This is a genomic window from Streptomyces coeruleorubidus, assembly GCF_028885415.1.
In the GTDB taxonomy this organism is placed as follows: Bacteria; Actinomycetota; Actinomycetes; order Streptomycetales; family Streptomycetaceae; genus Streptomyces; species Streptomyces coeruleorubidus_A.
In genome coordinates, this window is the sequence record NZ_CP118527.1 from 4,682,923 (window position 1) to 4,706,069 (window position 23,147).

The window sequence follows — 23,147 nt, forward strand, 5'->3', positions numbered from 1 at the left end:
TCGCGGGCCTGCGCCGGCCGCGCTGACCTCAGGGCGGCGGCAGGAACTTCGGGATTCCGCCGTGCACTTCGTCGGCCTCCTCGTCTCGCCCGAGCGCACGGAGGTTCTTCTCGAGCCGCGCGCGCGTGTTCTTGGTGCCCGAGTAGTCCTTTCCGGCCGCCCTCTCGTATCTCGGCAGCAGGTCGGCGTTGATGGTGCGTGCCGCCTCGTAGTGGCCGAGCTTGTGCAGGGTGATGGCCACGGCCGACTTGGCGTCGAGTGCCGCCAGGGAGTTCTCTCCCGATACCCGCCTGTACCGCTGGTGAATGTCCCGGTACAGCGTCAGCGCCGCCTCCAGCTGCCCGAGACCGAAGAGGCTGCCCGCGAGGTTCTCCGCGGCCAGGATCGTCGTCCGGTCGTCCTCGCCGAGCCGGTTCTCACAGCGCCGCACGGTGCCGGTGTTCAGCCGGAACGCCCCCCGGTAGTCCTCAAGTTGGTTGAGGCACGCGCCCATGTTGCAGGCCGCGAGGAGGGTGTCGGGGTGATCGTCACCGAACTTCGCCGCCCGCAGCCGAAGAATCCGCTGGAACACCGGCCTGGCCCGCTCCGTGTCACCGCGTGCGTGCATACACGCGGCGATGCGAGGGACGCCGGCCAAGAACATCCGATTTCTACCGGCCCTGCCGATGCTGCAGTGCCGGAGGTGACACGGCCACCGCTGAGAGCGGGGGCTGCGCCTCTGCCGGCCAGGGATCGAGCCAGCAACCGGTCGAGCGTCGGCGGGCGGCCTCGGCTCGGCGGCCGGGTGCCTGGTTTCGGCCGGTGTGCGGATGTGGGCGATCAGGACACGGACGGGTTGGCGGTCGGTGGTCAGCTCGCATTGGGCAGCGGACCCCTTGAGGGGTCGGGCGGCGTGGTCGGGGACAGCTGCTTTCGCGACGTGTAGGCGACGGGCTTGCGGCCTGGTGGGCGTGGTTCTTCGCTTGGCGCCGCCGCCCGGCGACGATGAATCGACGGCCGTGACCGTTCTTACTCAGCTCCCAGCGTTGATCAGGTTCTCAAGGGTGAGGACGGAGACCTGAACGGGCCAGACGCTGTGGGTGATGAGCTGGGAGGTGAGTGCAGGCGATGCGGGGACGCGGTGGTCGAGGCGCGCCGTTGGCTCAGCCCTTTCCGGCAAGGTCCTGGTCACACGAACGGGTCCCACATCCGCTCACGCATGCTCACGCAAGCAGTCTCCAACCACAGTCGTTGCCCTGGCCACGCATGCGGACAGGGCAACGACTCTGCTGGTCAGAGCCCTGCGGACACTGACGACGCGGTAGGCCCTGTGGGACTCGAACCCACAACCAATGGATTAAAAGTCCACTGCTCTGCCAATTGAGCTAAGGGCCCAGGCGATGTTGCTCCCACGAGCATAGCCGGACGAGGCCGAGTCTCCGATCGGGTATCGGTGACCCGGCCGTGCCGGAGGTGTGAAAACCCCCTCCGGAACGGCAGAGCGCCGCAGCCCGCCCGTAGAAGGGGCCACGGCGCTCGTCACGCGTCTGCGTCAGCCGTTGCGCTTCCAGCGCGGCTTGTCCTCGCGGCGCTGGAAGGAACCGCCGCCACGGTGGTCGTCACGACGACCCTGCGGACGGTCGTGCCCGGGACGGTCGTGCCCGCCGGAACGGAAGCCCGGACGGTCGTCCCGGCGGTCCCGGTTGAAGGGACGGTCGCTGCCACGGTGCCCACCGCGCTCGTCCCGGCGGAAACCGCCACGGTCGTCACGACGCTCGAACGGACGGCCGCCACGGTCGTCACGACGCTCGAACGGACGGCCACCGCGGTCGTCACGACGCTCGAACGAACGGCCACCACGGTCGTCACGACGGAAGCCGCCGCGCTCACTCCGGTCGCCCCGGTCGTCCCGGCGGAAACCACCACGGTCGCGGTCACGGTCGAAGGAACGGCCGCCACGGTCACCGTCACGGTCCCGGTTGAACCCGCCGCGGTCGTCACGACGCTCGAACGGACGGCCACCGCGGTCGTCACGACGCTCGAACGGACGGCCGCCACGGTCGTCACGACGCTCGAAGGAACGGCCACCACGGTCATCGCGACGCTCGAACGAACGGCCACCGCGGTCACGGTCGTAGGAACGGTCACGCCCGGCCCCGCCGCGCTCCTCGCGCCGCTCTCGCCGCTCGTAGGGCGCGGGAGCCTCGGAACGCTGCTCGCGCTCGGCGTCCTGCGCGGTCCGCTGCTCCGGCACCGAGATCTCGACGCCGGCCGGAACCTCCGCGGCCGCCTCGGACACCGCCGCCTGCGGATCCTCGCCGCGCTCGCGAGCGACCCGCGCGAGCAGCCGGTCGGACTCCTCACGCAGCTCGTTCGCACGCCGCTGCGCCCGCTCCAGCTCCTTGGTGAGCTGGGCGACCTCGCGCTCGGCCTGCTGCGCGGCGTTGCCCACGGACTCGGCCTGGACCTCGGTCATCGACCGGGCACCGGTGATCTCGGCGACCTCCGGGTCGAAGGCCGCGCCGCCCTGGATGATGTGGCGCGTGGCGTCGACGCCCGCGTCCTCCATCAGCCGGAAGATCTGGCGCCGCTGGTGCGGCAGGGACAGCGACACGACCGTGCCGGTGCGGCCGGCGCGCGCCGTACGGCCCGCGCGGTGCAGGTAGTCCTTGTGGTCGCCGGCCGGGTCCACGTTCAGCACCAGGTCGATGCCGTCGACGTGGATGCCACGTGCCGCGACGTCGGTCGCGACGAGCACGTTGACGTACCCGTCCTTGAAGTCGGCCAGGGTCCGCGTGCGCGCGCCCTGCGTCATGCCGCCGTGCAGCGCGTCGGCCTTCACACCGGAGTCGCGCAGCTGCTCGGCGACGCGGTCGGCGCCGAGCTGGGTGCGGACGAAGATGATCGTGCGGCCCTTGCGGGAGGCGATGGCCGCGGTGACCGGCGCCTTGTCCTTGGGCTTCACGATGAGGATGTGGTGCGACATGGTCGTCACCGCGCCCTGGGCGGCGTCCACCTCGTGGTGGACCGGGTCCTTCAGGTACCGGTCGACGAGGGTCTTGATCTCGTTCTCCATGGTCGCGGAGAACAGCATCCGCTGACCGCCCGCGGGCACCTGGTCCAGCAGCTCCGTCACCTCGGGCAGGAAGCCCAGGTCGGACATCTGGTCGGCCTCGTCGAGAACGGCGATCTGCACGTTCTCCAGCGAGCAGGCGCCGCGGTTGATGATGTCGCGCAGCCGGCCCGGGGTGGCGACCAGGACGTCGACGCCCTTCTCCAGGGCGTAGATCTGGTTGCCCATGGACGTACCGCCGCAGACGACCTTCATCTTGAGGCCGAGGACGTCGCCGTAGGGCTGGAGGGCGTCGGCGACCTGCATGGCGAGTTCACGCGTCGGCGTGAGGATGACGGCCCGCGGCTTGTGCTTCTCGGTGCGGCCGCCGGCCAGCGTGGCCAGGGCCGGCAGACCGAAGGAGAGGGTCTTGCCGGAGCCGGTGCGGCCACGGCCGAGGATGTCCTTGCCGAGCAGGGCGTCCGGGATGGTCGCGGCCTGGATCGGGAAGGGGGTGGTCACGCCGTTCTGCGCGAGCTTGCGGACGACGCCCTCGGGCAGACCGAGGTCGGCGAAAGTGACCTCGGGGGTGTCGTCGGCTGCCTCGTTCTCGGGCAGGACGAGGTGATCAGTACTGGTGATGGACATGCGAATGCGAAACCTTCCGGAGTCTCGTCGGCACGCGCCCGTCAACTCCGTGATTCGCGATTCGCAATACGACCGCCTCAATGCGGTCCACCACGGCAAGGGAGAGAGTACGCGCCACACGGCGCGCTCTGCGGTGGCGCCGGGCAAGATGGGATCAAACGATCTGCCACCATACGCACTCCGGGCCCCGCAAGGCAAACCGGACTGCGCAGGAGACAGCGGGCTGCTCTCCGACGACCGGAAAGCCTCCCGAGCGCTTCCAACCAACCTCCGGCCGGAAATGTTCCCGCCGCGACGGCACACTCCCCGCCCCACGGCGACGACCCGCCGCAACGGCGCGCTCCCGGCCCTAGGAGGGACACCCCCTAAGCCGGCGCCCCCGCCTCCGGTGCCGGTTCCCGCTGGGCGAGCTGCGGCCCCGGCGGCTCGTGCGCCGACGACGACGGCTCCGGCTTGTCCGTCGGCTCCGGCGAGGTCGTCACCTCGGTCGGCGTCGGAGTGGGCTCGGGATCGGCCGACCGGGTGGGCGTCGGCGGAGCCGGCGGCTTCGGCTTCGGCCTGGCCGGCTTGCCCGGCTTCTCGCGCCCCGGCGCGGACGCGCTCACCACGGCGGACGGCGACACCCCGGGAGCAGCCGACTCCCCCGGCTCACCGCCCTTGCCCTTCTCGCCCTTCTTGCCCTTGCCGCGCCCGCGCTCGCCGTCGGCCGCCGCACCGAGCCCGGTACCGCCGCCCGACACCGCCGAGCCACCGTCGGGCGCCTCGCCACCGGACTGCCCGGCGGAGTGCGACGGCTTGACGCTCCCGCCCGCGTCGTCGTCGCCGACGCTCATGCAGCCGGCGGCAGCGGCGACGGCCACGACCGTGGCGGCCAGACGGACGGGTACGTACAAGGGGCGCACGGGGCCACCTCCGGGAAGGGTGATGGAGTCAACACCTCCAACTCCCGCCGCCCACAAGAGGACACGCGCCCCGTATTCACAACCCGCTCAGCCGTAACCCAGGGCGTGAAGGCGCGCGTCGTCGATGCCGAAGTGGTGCGCGATCTCGTGCACCACTGTGATCTCCGTCTCGGCGACGACGTCCTCCCGCGACTCGCACATCCGCAACGTCGGATTCCGGTAGATGGTGATGCGATCCGGCAGCACACCGGCGTACCACTCGCCCCGGTCGGTCAGCGGAGTCCCCTCGTACAGCCCGAGCAGCTCGGGATCGTCCGACGGCGGATCGTCCTCGACGAACACCGCGACGTTGTCCATCAGTCGCGTCAACTCCGGCGGGATCCGGTCGAGCGCCTCGGCGACCAGTTCCTCGAACTCCTCGCGCGTCATCTCCAGCACAGGCCCATTGTCGGCCACGACACAGCCGTACGAGAGCCTTCCGGCGTCGCATATCCGGCCCGGGACTTGGGCATACGGGACCAATGGCCCGCGTCCCCGCCGCAGTCCTGAGTGTCCTGAACCCGATCCGCAAGGCCCCGCACACCCTCGCCCGCCGCTACCGCTCCCGTCAGGCCCCGGCCACGATCGAGCTCGTGCCGCAGCCGCACCCGTGGTCCCGGGCGGTGGGACTCGTCGCCGTCGTCCTCCTCGGCGCCTGGCTGGGCCTGCTCGTCGTGGGCAATGTCCGGGTCCCGGTCGGCCCCATGAACACCACCATGACCCTGCGCCCCTCCTTCACCGGCGGCACAAAGATCAACATCTCGCCCCTGGGCGCCCTCCAGCTGGACAGCCACATCGCCCCGGTCCGCCTGGACGTGAACGTCGACCAGCTCGACCCGGAACGCTCCCAGGCCCTGGTCGACCACCCCGAACGGCTCTCAGGCCTCCAGGACGAGGTCACCGAGGACGTCGGGCGCGGCACCCTCGACCTGGCCGTCCGCTCGAGCATCGCCGTCGTCGGCGGCGCCACCGCACTCGGCCTCGCGGTCTACCGCCGCCCCCGCCGCGCCCTGGCCGCCGGCGGCCTCGCCCTCACCCTCCTCGCCGCCTCGGGCGGCACGGCGTACGCCACCTGGCGTCCCGACTCCGTCCTGGAGCCCAAGTTCTCCGGACTGCTCACCTCGGCCCCCTCCCTGGTCGGCAACGCGCGCAGCATCGTCACCGAATTCGACGTCTACCAGAAGGAATTGGCCCGCCTGGTCACCAACGTGACCAAGCTCTACGACGCCACCTCGACCCTCCCGGCCTACGCGCCCGACCCCTCGACCATCCGGGTCCTGCACGTCTCCGACATCCACCTGAACCCGGCGAGCTGGAAGATCATCGCCTCGCTGGTGGAGCAGTACAAGGTGGACGTGATCGTCGACTCGGGCGACACGATGGACCACGGCACGGCCGCCGAGAACGGCTTCCTGGACCCCATCGAGGACCTCGGGGCCCCCTACGTCTGGGTCCGCGGCAACCACGACTCGATGATCACCCAGCGCTATCTGGAGGGCCTGAAGAACGTCCACGTCCTGGACGACGGCCGGGCCAAGACGATCAAGGGCCTGCGCTTCGCGGGCATCGGCGACCCGCAGTTCACCCCGGACCGCTCGAAGCAACCGGGCAACGAGCAGTCCCAGGAGCTGGCCGGAGCCCGCCTGGCCACGGCCCTGCGCGACCAGGGCACGGCCGGAACCCCGGTGGACATCGCCATCGCCCACGAACCGTCGGCGGCCCGCGAGGTCGACGGCGAGGTGCCGCTGGTGCTGGCCGGCCACCTCCACCACGACGAGATGGAAGTCCTGAAGTACGGCACCCGACTCCGCATCGAGGGCTCCACGGGCGGCAGCGGCCTGCGCGCCATCGAGGGCAAGCACCCCGACCCCATCGAGGCGTCGATCCTGTACTTCGACCGGGACACCCGCCACCTCCAGGCCTGGGACGAGATCGAACTGGGCGGCCTCGGTCTCACGACGGCCGAGGTCAGCCGCCACCTCCCGGAGGAGAACCAGCCCGGCGCCACCCAGTCCCCGACCACGCCCACGACACAGTCCCCGCCGGCGTCCCCGACGCCCTCCTCCTAAACCGTTTTGGCGATAGCTCCCGCCATCCCATATGCTTCTCACGTCCCCGACGCGCTGAGAAGCGCCCAGGCGGGCCGATAGCCCTCATCGTCTAGCGGCCTAGGACGCCGCCCTTTCAAGGCGGTAGCACGGGTTCGAATCCCGTTGGGGGCACGCACCACCCTGTGCGACACTGTCGTACGACATGCTTGGTCCTGTGGAGCAGTTTGGAGTGCTCGCCACCCTGTCAAGGTGGAGGCCGCGGGTTCAAATCCCGTCAGGACCGCTGAGGTTTCACGTGAAACCTCGTGGCTGGGTAGCTCAGTTGGTACGAGCGTCCGCCTGAAAAGCGGAAGGTCGCCGGTTCGACCCCGGCCCCAGCCACAACGGAAGCCCCCGTCGGGATCTCGACGGGGGCTTCGCTTTGTCTTCCCCCAGAGGTTCGAAGGGGCGCGTGACCCGGCCAAACCGCTGGAGACAAAAGCGTTAGCCACGAAAATCCGCGGGATGAGATCCTGGATCGCGTATGTCTACGCAATCCGCCCCCGCCCTCGGCGCCCTCGCCTCCCGCCTGACCGAGCTGTCCCTGCGCGACGCGCACCGGCTCGGGCGCAGGCTCGAAGGTGCGCGCAAGATCCGTAAGCCGGAGGCCCGGGCCGCCGTGCTGGCCGAGATCGAGGCCGAGACCGGCAAGGCCGAGGAGCGGATGGCCGGGCGACGCGGCCGCGTACCCGACATCACGTATCCCGAGCAGCTGCCGGTCAGCCAGAAGAAGGACGAGATCGCCGACGCCATCCGCGACCACCAGGTCGTGATCGTCGCCGGTGAGACCGGTTCCGGTAAGACCACGCAGATCCCGAAGATCTGCATGGAGCTCGGGCGCGGGGTCCGCGGCATGATCGGGCACACCCAGCCCCGCCGTATCGCCGCCCGTACCGTCGCCGAGCGCGTGGCGGAGGAGCTGGACACCCCGCTGGGCGAGGCCGTCGGCTGGAAGGTCCGCTTCACCGACCAGGTCGATCCGGACGCCACCTTCGTCAAGCTCATGACGGACGGCATCCTGCTCGCCGAGATCCAGACCGACCGCGAGCTGCGCGCCTACGACACGATCATCATCGACGAGGCCCACGAGCGGTCCCTCAACATCGACTTCCTGCTGGGCTACCTCGCCCAGCTGCTGCCGAGGCGCCCCGACCTCAAGGTCGTCATCACCTCGGCCACCATCGACCCCGAGCGCTTCTCCCGGCACTTCGGCGACGCCCCGATCGTCGAGGTCAGCGGCCGTACGTACCCCGTGGAGGTCCGCTACCGGCCGCTCCTGGAGGAGGACGGCGACGACGCCGACCGCGACCAGATCACCGCGATCGTCGACGCCGTCGAGGAACTCCAGAAGGAGGGCCAGGGCGACATCCTGGTCTTCCTCTCCGGCGAGCGGGAGATCCGGGACACGGCCGACGCCCTGACCAAGAAGAACTACCGCTTCACGGAGATCCTGCCTCTCTACGCCCGGCTCTCCCACGCCGAACAGCACCGCGTCTTCCAGCCGCACACCGGACGCAGGATCGTTCTGGCCACGAACGTCGCCGAGACCTCCCTCACGGTCCCGGGCATCAAGTACGTCATCGACCCGGGCTTCGCCCGCATCTCCCGCTACAGCCACCGCACCAAGGTCCAGCGCCTCCCCATCGAGCCGGTCTCCCAGGCCAGCGCCAACCAGCGCAAGGGCCGCTGCGGCCGTACGTCGGACGGCATCTGCATCCGCCTCTACAGCGAGGACGACTTCAACGCCCGCCCGGAGTTCACGGACGCGGAGATCCTCCGTACGAACCTCGCCTCCGTCATCCTCCAGATGACCGCGGCCGGCCTGGGCGACATCGAGAAGTTCCCCTTCATCGACCCGCCGGACCACCGCAACATCCGCGACGGCGTGCAGCTCCTCCAGGAGCTGGGCGCCCTCGACCCGGCGCAGAAGGACCCCCGCAAGCGGCTCACGGACACCGGCCGCAAGCTCGCCCAGCTGCCCGTCGACCCACGCCTGGCCCGGATGGTCCTGGAGGCGGACAAGAACGGCTGCGTGCGCGAGGTCATGGTCATAGCCGCCGCGCTGTCCATCCAGGACCCGCGCGAACGCCCCGCCGACAAGCAGACCCAGGCCGACCAGCAGCACGCCCGTTTCAAGGACGAGACCAGCGACTTCCTGGCCTACCTCAACCTCTGGCGCTACATCCGCGAGCAGCAGAAGGAACGCGGCTCGTCCTCCTTCCGCCGGATGTGCAAGCAGGAGTACCTCAACTTCCTTCGCATCCGCGAATGGCAGGACATCTACAGCCAGTTGCGCACGGTCGCGAAACAGATGGGCATCCACCTCAACGAGGACGACGCCCCGGCCGACCGCATCCACGTCTCCCTCCTCGCGGGCCTGCTGTCCCACATCGGCATGAAGGACGTGAAGGACGCCGGGGCGGAAAGCGGGAGAAGCACCGGGAAGAACGAGTATCTGGGCGCCCGCAACGCCAAGTTCGCGATCTTCCCCGGCTCGGCCCTCTTCAAGAAGCCCCCGCGCTTCGTGATGTCCGCCGAGCTCGTCGAGACGTCCCGCCTCTGGGCCCGCGTCAACGCCAAGATCGAGCCCGAGTGGGTCGAACCCCTCGCCGGCCACCTCCTCAAGCGCACGTACAGCGAGCCGCACTGGGAGAAGGACCAGGCCGCGGTGATGGCGTACGAGAAGGTCACGCTCTACGGCGTGCCGATCGTGGCGCAGCGGAAGGTCAACTACGGCCGGATCGACCCGGAGGCCAGCCGCGAGCTGTTCATCCGGAACGCGCTCGTCGAGGGCGACTGGCGCACGCACCACAAGTTCTTCTCGGACAACCGCAGACTCCTCACCGAGGTCGAGGAGCTGGAGCACCGGGCCCGGCGCCGGGACATCCTGGTCGACGACGAGACGCTCTTCGACTTCTACGACCAGCGGGTCCCCGAACACGTCGTCTCCGGCGCCCACTTCGACTCCTGGTGGAAGCACAAGCGGCACGAGCAGCCCGACTTCCTCGACTTCGAGCGCGAGATGCTCATCAACGAGAAGGCGGGCGAGGTCACCAAGGACGACTATCCGGACTCCTGGCGCCAGGGGAACCTCAAGTTCCGTGTGACGTACCAGTTCGAGCCGGGCGCGGACGCCGACGGCGTGACCGTCCACATCCCGCTCCAGGTCCTCAACCAGGTCACGGACGAGGGCTTCGACTGGCAGATCCCGGGCCTGCGGGAAGAGCTCGTCACGGAGCTCATCCGGTCCCTGCCCAAGCCGATCCGCCGCAACTACGTACCCGCGCCGAACTACGCGAAGGCATTCCTCGACCGCGCGGTCCCCCTCCAGGAGCCGCTCACCACGACCATGACCCGCGAGTTGCGGCGCATGGTGGGCGTGCCCTTCGAGGCGGACGACTTCGACTGGTCCAAGGTCCCCGACCACCTCAAGGTCACGTTCCGGATCGTCGACGAGCGGCGCCGCAAGCTCGCCGAGGACAAGGACCTCCAGGCGCTGCAGCTCAGGCTCCGGCCGAAGGCCCGCAAGGCCCTCTCCCAGGCGGCGGCCGCCACGGCGGAACGCCAGGGCGGCGAGTCCCTGGAGCGCAAGGGCCTCACGGACTGGACGATCGGCACCCTCATCCGCGTCTTCGAGACCCGGCGGGCCGGCCAGCCGGTGAAGGCGTACCCGGCGCTGGTCGACGACGGCGACACGGTCTCCGTACGCCTCTTCGACACAGAGGCCGAGCAGCAGCAGGCCATGTGGAAGGGCACCCGCCGCCTGATCCTGCGCAACATCCCCGTGAACCCGGCCAAGTTCGCCTCCGAGAAGCTGACGAACGCGCAGAAGCTGGCGCTGTCCGCAAATCCGCACGGCTCCATCCAGGCGCTGTTCGACGACTGCGCGATGGCGGCCGCCGACAAGCTGATCGCGGACTTCGGCGGGCCGGCGTGGGACGAGGAGTCGTACCGCAAGCTGTACGACAAGGTGCGCGCCGAGATCGTCGACACGACCGTCCGCACGGTGGGCCAGGTGCAGCAGGTCCTGGCCGCCTGGCAATCGTGTGAACGCCGCCTGAAGGCCGTACGCAGCCCCGCGCTGCTGCCGAACCTCCAGGACGTACGGAGGCAGCTGGACGCCCTCGTGAAGCCCGGCTTCGTGACGGAGGCGGGCCTGCGCCGCATGCCGGACCTGATGCGCTACCTGGTGGCCGCGGACCGGCGTCTGACGCAGATGCCGACGAACGTCCAGCGGGACACCACGCGGATGCAGAAGGTCCACGAGATGCAGGACGAGTACGCCTGGCTCCTGGAGCAGATGCCGCAGGGCCGGCCGGTGCCGTCGTCGGTCCTGGACATCCGCTGGATGATCGAGGAACTCCGGGTCAGCTACTTCGCCCACGCGCTGGGCACGGCGTACCCCGTCCCGGACAAGCGGATCGTGAAGGCGATCGACGCGGCGGTTCCGTAACGGCGTGCGCACGCAGGGTGAGTTCGACCAGGGACCCACCCTCCTGTACAGTCTCTTCTCGCAGCGCAACGCACGAATGGCGCCGCGAAACCTGGTCCTGTGGAGCAGTTTGGAGTGCTCGCCACCCTGTCAAGGTGGAGGCCGCGGGTTCAAATCCCGTCAGGACCGCAAGTGAAAGAGCCCGGATCTTCGGATCCGGGCTCTTTCGGTTGCCCGAACCCCGCCGCGTCCAGGCTCCTTTGTGCGCCCCTGACCTGCGAGACACCCCTTCCCGGCCCTTCACGCCGTCTTGACGGCCTGTCGTTCCGTCGGTACCCAGAAACCAGGGCCGTTCCCCGTTCGGCCTTCTGGAGGTGGCGTATGGCGGCATCGGCTAGGCATGAGACGCGGGCCCTGCTCCGCGCGCACCTGGCGGCCGCGTCGTCGTACCGGCATCTCACTCGCCACTGTCCGATCTGCCATCACCTGCTGCGACTGGCGATGGAGTCCGCCCAGTCCGCCCCTCGCACCGCCCAGGCCTCCCAGAGGGCCGTCGAGAACGAGAGTCCGGCGCGAGCCTGACCGAAGGCCGGCCTCAACACCCGTCCGTACACGGGGTACTGGAGCCGGTGGTTCCACTACCGCACCCGCGGCGGAGCTAACAAGCCGCTTGGTATGTGACGGGTGTCACCGCATGAGTTTTGGAAAGTGCGGTACTTACACCTCGCCTACAACAGGTCAATTTAATATGTGCAATTGCACCCCTTCGACGGTGCTGCACACAGGGCATCCGTCACCCCTCCCCAGACTCCGACAAGGCCGCTCACAACAGGGCTCGGCGACCGACAGCCGGCGCACAAAAAGGTCGCGCTGGACCCGGCGGAGTCCAGCGCGACCGACGACGCACCCTGTTGTATGCCTGGATAGCTCTGACTGGCGTGGGGGTGGGGCCTGTTGGGGCAGGACCCGCGTCGCTTGGAGCTGTGGTTCCGGACCTCTCGGCTGATGGGGGACCAGCCGGTTTGCCCGGTTATTCAGTTGTTCAGGCCTCGCTGCGCTGCTGCGGAATGCCCGCGAGCAGAGCGCGGACCTCTGCCTCGCGGTAGCGGCGATGCCCGCCGAGCGTGCGGATCGACGTGAGCTTGCCGGCCTTCGCCCACCGCGTGACCGTCTTCGGGTCGACGCGGAACATGGTGGCGACCTCAGCCGGGGTCAGCAGCGGCTCGGCATCAGGGGTGCGAGCGGTCATGAGCGGCCTCCTCGGGAGAACCGAACCTTCTCGGTTCTTTCCTCTAAATTCTGCACCTTGACCCGCGTTGCCCGAAATGGCGGACGCGAGTCGAGTCGGTTATAGGACGAACGGCTTGTCCTCGGCACTACAACTACACCATCTGTCCAGCCGCGTCGGCCAAACCGATGGAATTGCCCTCCCAGGTGTTCATCAGCGACGGAAGCCGATGGACCATGCCATAGCGGACAGTCACGCCACTGTGACGATCAGTCACAGGACGACCAGGAGTCACCAGACCCCCCAAAGCGTGCAATGCTGAGATTCCGTCCACAATGCAGCACAACGGGACGGAAGGAGCCCCCCGGACTCCTTGTCCTATTTTGGCATGAGGAGGGGCAAGGGGCGCAAGGGCCATGTACGTGCAGTCCGTCACGTTTGGCCTACTTGAGAGGTACGCCCGGATCAGGACCTACGTCCGTTGTTGACAAGGCGTCAGGAAACGCAGAGCGCAGTTCAGGAACGTCGGTGCGAGGACGAAACCCCAAAACGGGCGGTACGTCAAACGCCTGTTCGTGACCGACCGCGAGCGGTCCGTAGGAACAGAAGGTCAGAGGTCAGTTCGCCGACCGCAGATCCCGTACGGAACGCCACCGCTCCACCAGACGTGCGTACGCCGCCCCGGCGGCCGCCCCGTCGCCCCGGCGCAGCGCCGCGATGCCCTCGGCCACGTCCGCGGCCGAGTGGTCGTCCTCCAGCGCCCCGGTCGGCACGGCGTGCACCAGCCCGCCGTAGTCCAGCTCCACGAGCGAGCGCGGGTGGAACTCCTCCAGCCAGCGCCCGACGTCCACCAGGCCGTCGATCAGCGGCCCCTCGTCCATGGCCTCCTTCAGGGCCCGCAGGCCTTGGGCGACGCGCCGCCGGGCCTGGACCATGGGTGTGCGGTAGCGCAGCACCGGCGGACTGTCCACGCTGTCGCCCTTGTCGTACTCGCGCTCCTCGTCGGCGACCAGCACGAACCAGTTGATCGGCACCTGCCAGGTCGCCGTACGGATCCACGGCCGGGCGTCCGGGTTCTCCACCAGCCAGCGCTCGTAGTCCTGGGCCGCCTGGCGGCGCAGGAAGGGCGGCAGGACCGCGTCCAGGACCGGCGGCGGCAGCTCCTCGGAGAGCTCCTCCAGGGCCTGCCAGCCGCGCAGCCGGGTGCGCCAGGGGCAGACACAGACGACGCCGTCCACGTCGAGCACGAAGGCGTCCTCGCTCTCGTGCACCGGGACCAGGACCGGCGGGATGGGCGCCAAGTCGGCCAGAGCGCGGCGCAGTTCGTCCTGGTACGAGGGACGGTCCGGACGGCGGGCGTAGCGGGCCCAGTGGCTGCGCTCCGGTTCCGGGAAGGCGGCCAGCGGTTCGTACACGCGCAGATAGGTCGCGTAGGGGACGATCACCGAGGACACCTTGGGCACGCCTGCTCCCTCCCCCGCCCATCGTCGCGAAAACCTGCGGAACCCACTCACAAACGCACGGGAAATCTATGCAAATCGTCGCACGGGAGTACTCCGGTCGGAGGTGATCCTGAGCACTGTGCGGCCGGCGGGCCCCCCAGGCTCTAATCTCGTGCTCACAGCCCCCGCCACCCGCACGGGAGCTGGTCTCCACCCGCCGCAACTTACTCAGGAGTCACCACAGTGACCGACGTAACCGGCGCACCTGCTGATGTACTGCACACCCTGTTCCACTCGGACCAGGGCGGTCATGAGCAAGTCGTGCTCTGCCAGGACCGCGCGAGCGGCCTCAAGGCCGTCATCGCCATCCACTCCACCGCCCTGGGCCCCGCGCTCGGCGGTACGCGCTTCTACCCGTACGCGAACGAGGCCGAGGCCGTCGCCGACGCGCTGAACCTCGCCCGCGGGATGTCGTACAAGAACGCCATGGCCGGTCTCGACCACGGCGGCGGCAAGGCCGTGATCATCGGCGACCCGGAGCGGATCAAGACCGAGCAGCTGCTCCTCGCCTACGGCCGGTTCGTCGCCTCCCTCGGCGGTCGCTACGTCACCGCCTGCGACGTCGGCACGTACGTCGCCGACATGGACGTCGTGGCCCGCGAGTGCCGCTGGACCACCGGCCGCTCCCCGGAGAACGGCGGCGCCGGGGACTCCTCCGTCCTCACCGCCTACGGCGTCTACCAGGGTATGCGGGCCTCCGCGCAGCACCTGTGGGGCGACCCCTCGCTGCGCGCGAAGCGGGTCGGCATCGCCGGCGTCGGCAAGGTCGGCCACCACCTGGTGGAGCACCTGGTGAAGGAGGGCGCCGAGGTCTTCGTCACGGACGTGCGCGAGGACGCCGTACGGCGGATCACCGAGCGGCACCGGGACGTCATGGCCGTGAAGGACACCGACGAGCTGATCCGCATCGACGGTCTGGGCATCTACGCCCCCTGCGCGCTGGGCGGGGCGCTGGACGACGACACCGTGCCGGTGCTGACCGCCGAGGTGGTCTGCGGCGCCGCCAACAACCAGCTCGCCCACCCGGGCGTGGAGAAGGACCTCGCCGACCGCGGGATCCTCTACGCGCCGGACTACGTGGTGAACGCCGGCGGCGTCATCCAGGTGGCCGACGAGCTGCACGGCTTCGACTTCGACCGGTGCAAGGCGAAGGCGGCGAAGATCTTCGACACCACGCTGGCCATATTCGCACGTGCGAAGGAAGACGGCATTCCGCCGGCTGCCGCGGCCGACCGGATCGCCGAGCAGCGCATGCACGACGCGGCCGCGGCCCGCCGGGCGCGCTGATTCGAGAGCGCCCTCGTACGTTTGGCCGGTACCCGTCGGTGGGCAGTTAGAGAGAACTCTCACTTCTACCGGCGGGTCGACCGCCGATAAGTGGTTAAAATCGCGGTTGACCAGCGAGGACGGGGCGCCTCGAAGGTCCTGGGCGCGGGCACGTCATGCGGGCGACGTACCGTATGGGCGCGGGCTCAGGTACCGTGGAAGCCCTACGGACCGGTCTCTCTGCGGAGAGTCCGTGCCGGACCATGAACGCGTGTCAAGACTCTGGGGCCGTCGAGCCCCGTCGTTGAGGGGGTCGAGCCATGGGGCGCGGCCGGGCCAAGGCCAAGCAGACGAAGGTCGCCCGCCAGCTGAAGTACAACAGCGGTGGGACTGACCTCTCACGCCTGGCCGAGGAGCTGGGTGCATCGCCTTCGAATCCGCAGCCGCCTAACGGCGGGCCGTTCGAGGACGATGATCAGGACGACGACCTGTACGCACGGTACGCCGACCTCTACGAGGACGACGATGAGGACGAGGACGACCAGTCTTCGCAGCACCGTCGCGGCGCTTGACCTTGCACTGAGCATTTACCCGGTCGGTGACTTCGGTCACCGACCGGGTTCTGTGCTGCCCGCAGGGTTACGGCCCTCCGTGCCTCAGTTCGCGTAGTCACCGATCAGGGCGGCGCCGGTGGTGTGCTCGCCCCGGTCCGTGATCTCGCCTGCCACCCAGGCGTCCACGCCGCGGTCGGCCAGGGTCGCCAGGGCCACGTCCGTGGACTCCTGCGGCACGATCGCGATCATGCCGACCCCCATGTTCAGGGTCTTCTCCAGCTCCAGGCGCTCGACGCTGCCCGTCCGGCCGACGAGCTCGAAGACCGGGCCCGGGGTCCAGGTGGAGCGGTCGACGATCGCGTGCAGCTCGTCGGGGACGACCCGGGCGAGGTTGGCCGCGAGTCCGCCGCCGGTGACGTGGCTGAAGGCGTGCACCTCGGTGGTGCGCATCAGGGCCAGGCAGTCCAGCGAGTAGATCTTCGTCGGCTCCAGCAGTTCCTCGCCGAGGGTGCGGCCGAGCTCGTCGATGTGGGTGTCCAGGGTGAGGCCGGCCTGGTTCAGCAGGACGTGCCGGACGAGGGAGTACCCGTTCGAGTGAAGACCGGAGGACGCCATGGCGATCACCGCGTCACCCGTCCGGATACGATCCGCGCCGAGCAGCCGGTCGGCCTCCACGACGCCCGTACCGGCGCCGGCGACGTCGAAGTCGTCCTCGCCCAGCAGGCCCGGGTGCTCGGCCGTCTCGCCGCCCACCAGGGCGCAGCCGGCCAGCACGCAGCCCTCGGCGATGCCCTTGACGATGGCGGCGACACGCTCGGGGTGGACCTTGCCGACGCAGATGTAGTCGGTCATGAACAGCGGCTCGGCGCCGCACACCACGATGTCGTCCATGACCATGGCGACCAGGTCGTGGCCGATGGTGTCGTAGACGCCCAGCTGACGCGCGATGTCGACCTTGGTGCCGACGCCGTCCGTGGCCGAGGCGAGCAGGGGCCGCTCGTAGTTCTTCAGGGCGGAGGCGTCGAAGAGGCCGGCGAAGCCGCCGAGGCCGCCGAGGACCTCGGGGCGCTGGGCCTTCTTCACCCACTCCTTCATCAGCTCGACGGCGCGGTCGCCCGCTTCGATGTCGACGCCCGCAGCTGCGTAGCTGGCACCAGTTGTCTCAGACATGGCTAATGAGAACCTTCGTGTCGTACAGCAGGTATTGCGGGCTGCCTACGGGCGGCGGATCGCGTCGGCGGCGGCCGTGGCGGCCGGGCCGGCGGCCAGCTCCGTCTCCAGGAGCTGCTTGCCGAGCAGCTCGGGGTCGGGGAGCTCCATCGGGTACTCGCCGTCGAAGCAGGCGCGGCACAGGTTCGGCTTGGCGATGGTGGTCGCCTCGATCATGCCGTCGATGGAGATGTAGGCCAGGGAGTCGGCGCCCAGCGAGGTGCCGATCTCCTCGATCGTCATGCCGTTGGCGATGAGCTCGGCGCGGGTGGCGAAGTCGATGCCGAAGAAGCAGGGCCACTTCACGGGCGGCGAGGAGATCCGGATGTGGACCTCGGCGGCGCCCGCCTCGCGGAGCATGCGGACCAGGGCCCGCTGGGTGTTGCCGCGCACGATCGAGTCGTCGACGACGACCAGGCGCTTGCCCTTGATGACTTCCTTCAGCGGGTTCAGCTTCAGGCGGATGCCCAGCTGGCGGATGGTCTGCGAGGGCTGGATGAACGTGCGGCCGACGTAGGCGTTCTTCACCAGGCCGGCGCCGAAGGGGATGCCCGAGGCCTCGGCGTAACCGATGGCCGCCGGGGTGCCGGACTCCGGGGTCGCTATCACCAGGTCGGCCTCGACCGGGGCTTCCTTCGCGAGCTTGCGGCCCATCTCCACGCGGGAGAGGTAGACGTTGCGGCCGGCGATGTCGGTGTCCGGGCGGGCCAGGTACACGTACTCGAAGACACAGCCCTTGGGCTTCGCTTCCGCGAATCGCGACGTGCGCAGGCCGTTCTCGTCGATGGCGACGAACTCGCCCGGCTCGATCTCGCGGACGTAAGAGGCGCCGCAGATGTCGAGGGCGGCGGACTCGGAGGCGACGACCCAGCCACGCTCCAGCCGGCCGAGGACCAGCGGGCGGATGCCCTGCGGGTCGCGGGCGGCGTACAGGGTGTGCTCGTCCATGAAGACGAGGCTGAAGGCACCGCGCACCTGGGGCAGGACCTGGCCGGCCGCCTCCTCGATGGTCAGCGGCTTGCCGTCCTCGTCGACCTGGGCCGCGAGGAGCGCTGTGAGCAGGTCGGTGTCGTTGGTGGCCGCCACGCGCGGCGTGCGGCCGCCCTCCTGCTTGGGCAGGTCGGCGACCATCTCGGCGAGCTGGGCGGTGTTGACGAGGTTGCCGTTGTGGCCGAGCGCGATGGAGCCGTGCGCGGTCGCACGGAACGTCGGCTGGGCGTTCTCCCACACGGAGGCGCCGGTGGTCGAGTAGCGGGCGTGACCGACCGCGATGTGACCCTGGAGCGAACCGAGTGAGGTCTCGTCGAAGACCTGGGAGACCAGGCCCATGTCCTTGAAGACGAGGATCTGTGAGCCGTTGCTGACCGCGATTCCCGCGGATTCCTGGCCTCGATGCTGGAGGGCGTAGAGCCCGAAGTACGTGAGCTTGGCGACCTCTTCGCCCGGAGCCCAGACACCGAAGACGCCGCAAGCGTCCTGGGGGCCCTTCTCACCGGGGAGCAGGTCGTGGTTGAGTCGTCCGTCACCACGTGGCACGCCACCGAGTGTAGGCGAGGTCGTCCACTGGTCCGAATTGGGGATACCGGACTTTTCAGTGGATCACTGCTCGGCGACGGCTCGCACACTCGTGCCGTTTTCGCTGGTCAGCGTCAGGGTTTGGTGATCGACTCCGTACTTCAGCTTCCCGTCGAAAAGTCGCAGCAGGGCCTTCTCGTCGGACATGAGTGAGTCTTCGCACATCATTCGGGTCGTGGACGGGGGGCCGAGGGTGATATGGCCGTCGCGGACGGTGGCCTCGGCGTTGACCTTGTTGCAGCCGAGGCTGCCGGCGACGGTGCCCTTCTTCTCGTCGAAGGTGAGGTGGGCGCGGCCGTCGGTCCGCGGGGTCGTGACGGTCCACTTGGTGCCGCTCAGCGGGGCGTCCTGGGCCTCGGTCAGGCGGACGGTGTCCCCCTGGTCGGTGGTGAGGGTGAGGCGGTCGCCGTCCACCCGGGCCTTGAGCTCCCGGTCGGAGAGGGTGCGGGCGAGGGTCTCCTCGAACTCCATGGGTTTGTTCTCGCAGGCCATCTCCGTGGACATGGTCTTGCTGAGCCGGATGCGGTCGCCGTCGACGGTGGCGTCGGCGCCGAACTTGTTGCAGCCGTAGCTGCCCTCGGCCCGGCCCTTGTCGATGGTCACGTGGGCGCCGGTCGGGGCCTTGTGGGTCCTGCCGTCCGTGGTGACGCTGTCCACGCTCCACCGCACGCCCGTCACCGGCTTCCCGGCACCGACCGAACCACTGCCGCTGTCCGCCTTCTCGTTGCCGCAGCCCGCCATGAGCGGGACGAGCACGGCGGCGGCCGTCAGGGTCATGCGCTGCTTCTGCCTGTCCATGCCACTTCGACGGGGGACCCGGGGGGATCGGTTCCCCTTACGGCGCGCGTGTTCCCTCTGCTGCCTGAGCGCCTATGCCATGAGCGGCAGGTGGGCCGACAGATCCGCCCGCTCCCCGCTGGCGCTGACCTTGGCGTCCTGGAGCGCCTGTGCCCACTCCAGCCGTCCGGTCGCCAGCCGGATCCAGGTCAGCGGGTCCGTCTCGACGACGTTGGGCGGGGTGCCCCGGGTGTGCCTCGGGCCCTCGCCGCACTGCACCACCGCGTACGGCGGAACCCGTACCTCCGTCGAGCCGCCGGGTGCCTTGGCGGCCAGCGCGTCGGCGAGCAGCCGGGTGCAGGCGGCGAGGGCCTGACGGTCGTAGGGGATGTCCAGGCCGGGAACGGCGGCGTTGAGGTCGTCGGTGTGGACGACGAGTTCGACGGTACGGGTGACCAGGTAGTCGGCGAGGGTCATGGCGCCGGTGCGTGTGGCGAGCAGGCGGGTGCCGGGGGCGTCCGCCAGCTTCTCGGTGAGGCTCTCCCCGGTGCCGGCGTAGAGGGCGTCGAGGTCGGGGTGGGCCTCGGCGAGCTGCCGGGTGTCGTCGGCGATGCCGACGGCGCGGGCGGCGGTGGCGAAGGGCCAGTCGAGGAGGGTGAGCTCCGCTTTCGCCGGTTCCTCGCGGTCGAGATTGCGGCTGACGCTCTCCACGGCCATCGTCACGTGCGCCGCCAGCTCCCGGACCGTCCACGCGCCGAGGCGGGTGGGGAGGGCGAGCTGCTCGGGGGTGAGGGCGCGGACGGCGGTCCGTACGTTCCCGAACTGGGCCAGTAGGGCGGCGCGGATCTTGGCGGGGTCGTAGCTGCGGGTGCGCTTCTTGGCCGGGGGCATGGGGAGCAGCCTAGGCCGACTGGGGGGGTGGTCGCGGGGGCGTCGAAGATCTTGTGGTTGCGCGGGACACCGACGCCGTGCCGGCGGAAGGGAAGGCCGCGGGCCGTGGCCGGGTCGGAGCCGTCCATCAGCTGGAAGTGCGGCCGGAGGACAACGGTGGGGTTCCGTGGAGTTGCCGGAGTTCCCGCAGCCGGCGATCCGCCGGCCGGCGCGGACGCGGTCGCCCTCGGCCACGGCGAGGGAGCCGCGGCGCAGGTGCGCGTAGCGGGCGTAGGTGCCGTCGCCGAGGTCGAGCACGACGTGGTTGCCCATGATCCGGCCGACCCCGCTCAGTTACCGGGCCGAGCCCTCGACCAGGAACAGGTACAGCAGACCAGGCACGGACGTGCGGCTGAGGTGGTCGCGCCGGTGGTCGACGGCCCGGACGACAGTGCCGTCCGCGACAGCGAGCACGGTCCTGCCGAGCGCCGGGAAGTCACGGCTGCGGCGGGCGAGCGGCCACAGCACACGAAAGCCGGGACGGGCGCCGGACTCCGGCTCGGCGACGACGTCGATGGCGTACGTCTGCCCGTAGGCGTGCAGGCCGTGGCTCGGGGTGCGGGCAGCGGAGCCGTCACGGTGCCAGACGCACCGCGAACGCGTACAGGCGGGTGATCTGGTCGCCGCTGCCGTTGTCGTCGGAGATCAGATACAGCGGCCGCCAGCCCTGGAACTCGCCGGTGGTCCACGGCTGGCCCAGGGCCATGCCCTCCGCGTTGTCGACCAGCGGGTTGATCGGCGCCGACGCGGGGGTGGCGACCGCTCCGGGGCCGCCCTGCGGGCAGCCGGCCAGGTTGAAGACGGCTTTCTGCCGGGCGAAGACGTCCACGGGGACCCCGTAAAGGGACTTCTCGCCGGTCACGTCTCCCGCCCCTTCGAGGGACAGCTGGACGACACGCACCGCCGCACCGAGGCCGGCCGTGTACTGGCGCTCCAGGGCGAGGAGTCCGCCCTCGTCGTCGAGCGCGACCAGTTCCACCAGGTTCATTCCGTCACCGGCCAGGTACGCGTACTGCCGGTCCGGGGTGTAGGTGCCCCCGGGCGAGCCCGCGTAGCGCTGGATGCGGATGATGCCCCGGCCGCGCTGGTCGCCGTCCTTGGCCAGGGGGGACTCCCAGCCCGCGTAGAGGTGGCGGCCGTCCGGGGAGAGAGCGAGGGACTCGATGCTGCGGCCCATCTGGGCGCTGCCGTGGGGCCAGTACCGCAGGTCCTCGGGGATGGGGAGGTCCTTGCCGAGTTGCCGTCCGGTGACAAGGTCGAAGCGGCGGATGGCCGGGCCGGTCTCGGAGCCGATCAGCATCGTCCGGCCGCCCTTCTCGACGGCCAGGGCCTCCCCGTCGTACCACTCGGGAAACGCCTCGCCGTTCGGCCGACGCAGCGTCACCGGCGTGTCGGCCACGGGCTCGAGGTGCGAGGAGGTGCCGAGGCTGAGCGGGAAGACCCGGCCCGGGGAGTTGTCGGCGAGCGCCAGGGCCTTGAAGACCGGGCCCTGGGAGACGAGGGCGAGGGAGGACAGGCCTTCGACCGGTTCGTAGTCGACGTTCTTCTTGTTCAGGGCGTCGGAGTGGCCGAGCAGGACCGCCTGGGGCGTCTTGTCATCGGCCGACGGGGTGCAGTTGCCGGTCGCGGGCGCGGGATGGGTGTCGTGCCACCAGTCGGCGGCAGGGGCGGCGCCCAGCCCGAGAGCGAGGCCGGCGCACCCGGCCGCCAACGACCACAGCAGGATGCGGGCCCGGCGCGGCGGACCCATGGGCTGCACGGGCGGTGGGGGCAGCGGAGGGAGCACGGCCACATTGCGGACGAAGTCCAGTCGGCCGACTCCGTTGTGGTCCTCGTCCTGGGGCTCCTGCGGCACAGCGGGCTTCAGGGCGGAGATGCGCTCCTTCGCCGCCTGGAAGAGGGCGTGCAGCCCCAGCATCTCCGGCCCGTCCGGCACCCCCCGGCGCATGACGTCCACGAGGGCACCGGTGAAGAGGGTGCACCGCTTGGGATCGGGGGCGTGGGAGGGCCGGTCGCGTGGGGCGGAGGCCATGACGTACGAGCCCTCGACCCCGCGCAGCGCCGCCACAGCGGCCTCACTGCCCTGCGTGCCGGGGTCGGTGCCGCTCATCTCGTTCAGCACCCGGCCGCTGAAGCAGCAGTCGAGGATCAGGACGTGGCGCAGCGCGGCCCCCGTGTCGCGGATGGCGCGGCGCACGTCGCTGGAGCGGACACAGGTTTCCGGCTGGCCCTCGACCGAGCCGGGCAGGGTGAGCAGGAGTTGCCGCTCGTGGCGGTCGACGAGTCCGTGCCCGGCGTAGTAGACGATCAGCGTGTCCTCGGCGAGGGCGCCGGCCTCCCGGATCGGGGCCACCATATCGGGCTGGGCCTCGGGGTTGGCGACCGTGAAGATCCGCTCTTCGGGGATGCCCCATATCTGCTCGTCCATGAGCGCGGCCCGCAGTTCGACGAGGTTGTTGCGGACGCTGCGCAGAGGGTCCAGAGAGGTGAAGCCGTCGACGCCGATCAGCACACATGCGGAGCGGCTCGGATCGATCCGGGAGGACGCTTCGCCGGTCGGCTGCGTGCCGGCTCCCACGGAGGCCGAGGTCACCGCCCGCTCGCCTCCGGACCGTTGTCGTCCCCGGTGTCGCCGCGCAGCCTGCGCAGGATGTCATCCGCCTCGGCGGGGTCCACACCGTGGATGTGGAACGTGATGGTTCCCCGGTCCCTGCGGCTGTGCCGCCAGGCCAGGTACGACAGCGGCAGCTGGGCCATGCCTGTCGCGGTCGCGATCACCGCGAGCACCGCTTCGAGGCCGGTCCCCATCCGGCCCGGGTGATCGGCGGCGACCCGTTCCACCCGGACGTGACCACGTAACGACCGGTCGTCTGAGAACCAATCGAACAGAGACTCGAGATCCTCCTCGTGGTCCTGTCTGGCCGCCTCGAATCTGATGTCCATCCGCCCGCTTCCCCCTGCCCG

At 69.9% G+C, this 23,147-nt stretch carries 17 protein-coding genes, 5 tRNA genes and 1 pseudogene; 9 read left to right on the forward strand and 14 right to left on the reverse strand.

What is annotated here, in order from left to right; translation table 11 throughout:
* Positions 1-28: 28 nt before the first annotated feature.
* The 5 genes from PV963_RS21750 to PV963_RS21770 form a co-directional block, all read right to left on the reverse strand.
* On the reverse strand, positions 29-643 hold the full coding sequence (locus PV963_RS21750; RefSeq protein ID WP_274817434.1) for a tetratricopeptide repeat protein: 615 nt from the start codon (positions 641-643) through the stop codon (positions 29-31).
* Between the two features lie 658 nt (positions 644-1,301).
* Positions 1,302-1,374 (reverse strand) — tRNA-Lys (locus PV963_RS21755).
* 157 nt (positions 1,375-1,531) lie between these two features.
* Positions 1,532-3,679, reverse strand: a complete 2,148-nt coding sequence (locus PV963_RS21760; protein ID WP_274817435.1) for a DEAD/DEAH box helicase — start codon at positions 3,677-3,679, stop codon at positions 1,532-1,534.
* A 365-nt stretch (positions 3,680-4,044) separates the two neighbouring features.
* On the reverse strand, positions 4,045-4,581 hold the full coding sequence (locus PV963_RS21765; RefSeq protein WP_274817436.1) for a hypothetical protein: 537 nt from the start codon (positions 4,579-4,581) through the stop codon (positions 4,045-4,047).
* A gap of 87 nt (positions 4,582-4,668) precedes the next feature.
* Positions 4,669-5,019 (reverse strand): metallopeptidase family protein, encoded by a 351-nt coding sequence (locus PV963_RS21770; RefSeq protein ID WP_059420586.1) that lies wholly within the window; start codon positions 5,017-5,019, stop codon positions 4,669-4,671.
* An 83-nt stretch (positions 5,020-5,102) separates the two neighbouring features.
* On the opposite strand from PV963_RS21770, the gene PV963_RS21775 reads away from it, so the two are divergent.
* The 7 genes from PV963_RS21775 (at position 5,103) to PV963_RS21805 (ending at position 11,724) form a co-directional block, all read left to right on the forward strand.
* Entirely contained in the window at positions 5,103-6,689 is a 1,587-nt protein-coding gene (locus PV963_RS21775) for a metallophosphoesterase family protein (protein WP_274817437.1), read from the forward strand.
* Between the two features lie 80 nt (positions 6,690-6,769).
* Positions 6,770-6,842: transfer RNA gene (locus PV963_RS21780), tRNA-Glu, on the forward strand.
* A gap of 37 nt (positions 6,843-6,879) precedes the next feature.
* A tRNA-Asp gene (locus PV963_RS21785) sits at positions 6,880-6,954 on the forward strand.
* A 24-nt stretch (positions 6,955-6,978) separates the two neighbouring features.
* Positions 6,979-7,052 (forward strand) — tRNA-Phe (locus tag PV963_RS21790).
* Positions 7,053-7,194: 142 nt separating this feature from the next.
* Positions 7,195-11,163: an ATP-dependent RNA helicase HrpA gene (gene hrpA, locus PV963_RS21795; RefSeq protein WP_274817438.1), complete on the forward strand. Its 3,969-nt coding sequence runs from the start codon at positions 7,195-7,197 to the stop codon at positions 11,161-11,163.
* 93 nt (positions 11,164-11,256) lie between these two features.
* Positions 11,257-11,331, forward strand: a tRNA-Asp gene (locus PV963_RS21800).
* A gap of 192 nt (positions 11,332-11,523) precedes the next feature.
* Positions 11,524-11,724, forward strand: a complete 201-nt coding sequence (locus PV963_RS21805; protein WP_274817439.1) for a DUF6274 family protein — start codon at positions 11,524-11,526, stop codon at positions 11,722-11,724.
* Positions 11,725-12,184: 460 nt separating this feature from the next.
* Here PV963_RS21805 and bldC read toward each other — a convergent pair whose 3' ends face one another.
* Both bldC and PV963_RS21815 read right to left on the reverse strand, forming a co-directional pair.
* Complete coding sequence (bldC, locus tag PV963_RS21810; protein ID WP_003949541.1) at positions 12,185-12,391, reverse strand: developmental transcriptional regulator BldC; 207 nt, start codon at positions 12,389-12,391, stop codon at positions 12,185-12,187.
* 596 nt (positions 12,392-12,987) lie between these two features.
* Positions 12,988-13,833 carry a hypothetical protein gene (locus PV963_RS21815; protein ID WP_274817440.1) on the reverse strand — a complete coding sequence of 282 codons (846 nt, stop codon included), beginning with the start codon at positions 13,831-13,833 and terminating at the stop codon, positions 12,988-12,990.
* A gap of 222 nt (positions 13,834-14,055) precedes the next feature.
* Here PV963_RS21815 and PV963_RS21820 point away from each other — a divergent pair, with 222 nt between their 5' ends.
* A complete protein-coding gene (locus tag PV963_RS21820; protein ID WP_274817441.1) occupies positions 14,056-15,159 on the forward strand; it encodes a Leu/Phe/Val dehydrogenase in 1,104 nt (367 codons plus the stop codon).
* Positions 15,160-15,458: 299 nt separating this feature from the next.
* A complete protein-coding gene (locus PV963_RS21825; RefSeq protein ID WP_020277200.1) occupies positions 15,459-15,710 on the forward strand; it encodes a DUF3073 domain-containing protein in 252 nt (83 codons plus the stop codon).
* 84 nt (positions 15,711-15,794) lie between these two features.
* On the opposite strand, the gene purM is transcribed toward PV963_RS21825, so the two are convergent.
* From purM to PV963_RS21860, 7 genes and pseudogenes are all read right to left on the reverse strand, one after another.
* On the reverse strand, positions 15,795-16,862 hold the full coding sequence (gene purM, locus PV963_RS21830; protein ID WP_274817442.1) for a phosphoribosylformylglycinamidine cyclo-ligase: 1,068 nt from the start codon (positions 16,860-16,862) through the stop codon (positions 15,795-15,797).
* Between the two features lie 45 nt (positions 16,863-16,907).
* Positions 16,908-18,437: an amidophosphoribosyltransferase gene (gene purF, locus PV963_RS21835; protein ID WP_274817443.1), complete on the reverse strand. Its 1,530-nt coding sequence runs from the start codon at positions 18,435-18,437 to the stop codon at positions 16,908-16,910.
* 63 nt (positions 18,438-18,500) lie between these two features.
* On the reverse strand, positions 18,501-19,274 hold the full coding sequence (locus PV963_RS21840; RefSeq protein ID WP_274817444.1) for an META domain-containing protein: 774 nt from the start codon (positions 19,272-19,274) through the stop codon (positions 18,501-18,503).
* Between the two features lie 72 nt (positions 19,275-19,346).
* Positions 19,347-20,144 carry a maleylpyruvate isomerase family mycothiol-dependent enzyme gene (locus tag PV963_RS21845; protein WP_274817445.1) on the reverse strand — a complete coding sequence of 266 codons (798 nt, stop codon included), beginning with the start codon at positions 20,142-20,144 and terminating at the stop codon, positions 19,347-19,349.
* A gap of 23 nt (positions 20,145-20,167) precedes the next feature.
* Positions 20,168-20,750: pseudogene (locus tag PV963_RS21850) on the reverse strand (M23 family metallopeptidase); the annotation flags it as partial.
* A gap of 7 nt (positions 20,751-20,757) precedes the next feature.
* A complete protein-coding gene (locus PV963_RS21855) occupies positions 20,758-22,776 on the reverse strand; it encodes a caspase, EACC1-associated type (RefSeq protein WP_274817446.1) in 2,019 nt (672 codons plus the stop codon).
* Positions 22,773-23,126 (reverse strand): effector-associated constant component EACC1, encoded by a 354-nt coding sequence (locus PV963_RS21860; protein ID WP_274817447.1) that lies wholly within the window; start codon positions 23,124-23,126, stop codon positions 22,773-22,775. The genes PV963_RS21855 and PV963_RS21860 overlap by 4 nt, the downstream gene beginning before the upstream one ends.
* Between the last annotated feature and the right edge of the window lie 21 nt (positions 23,127-23,147).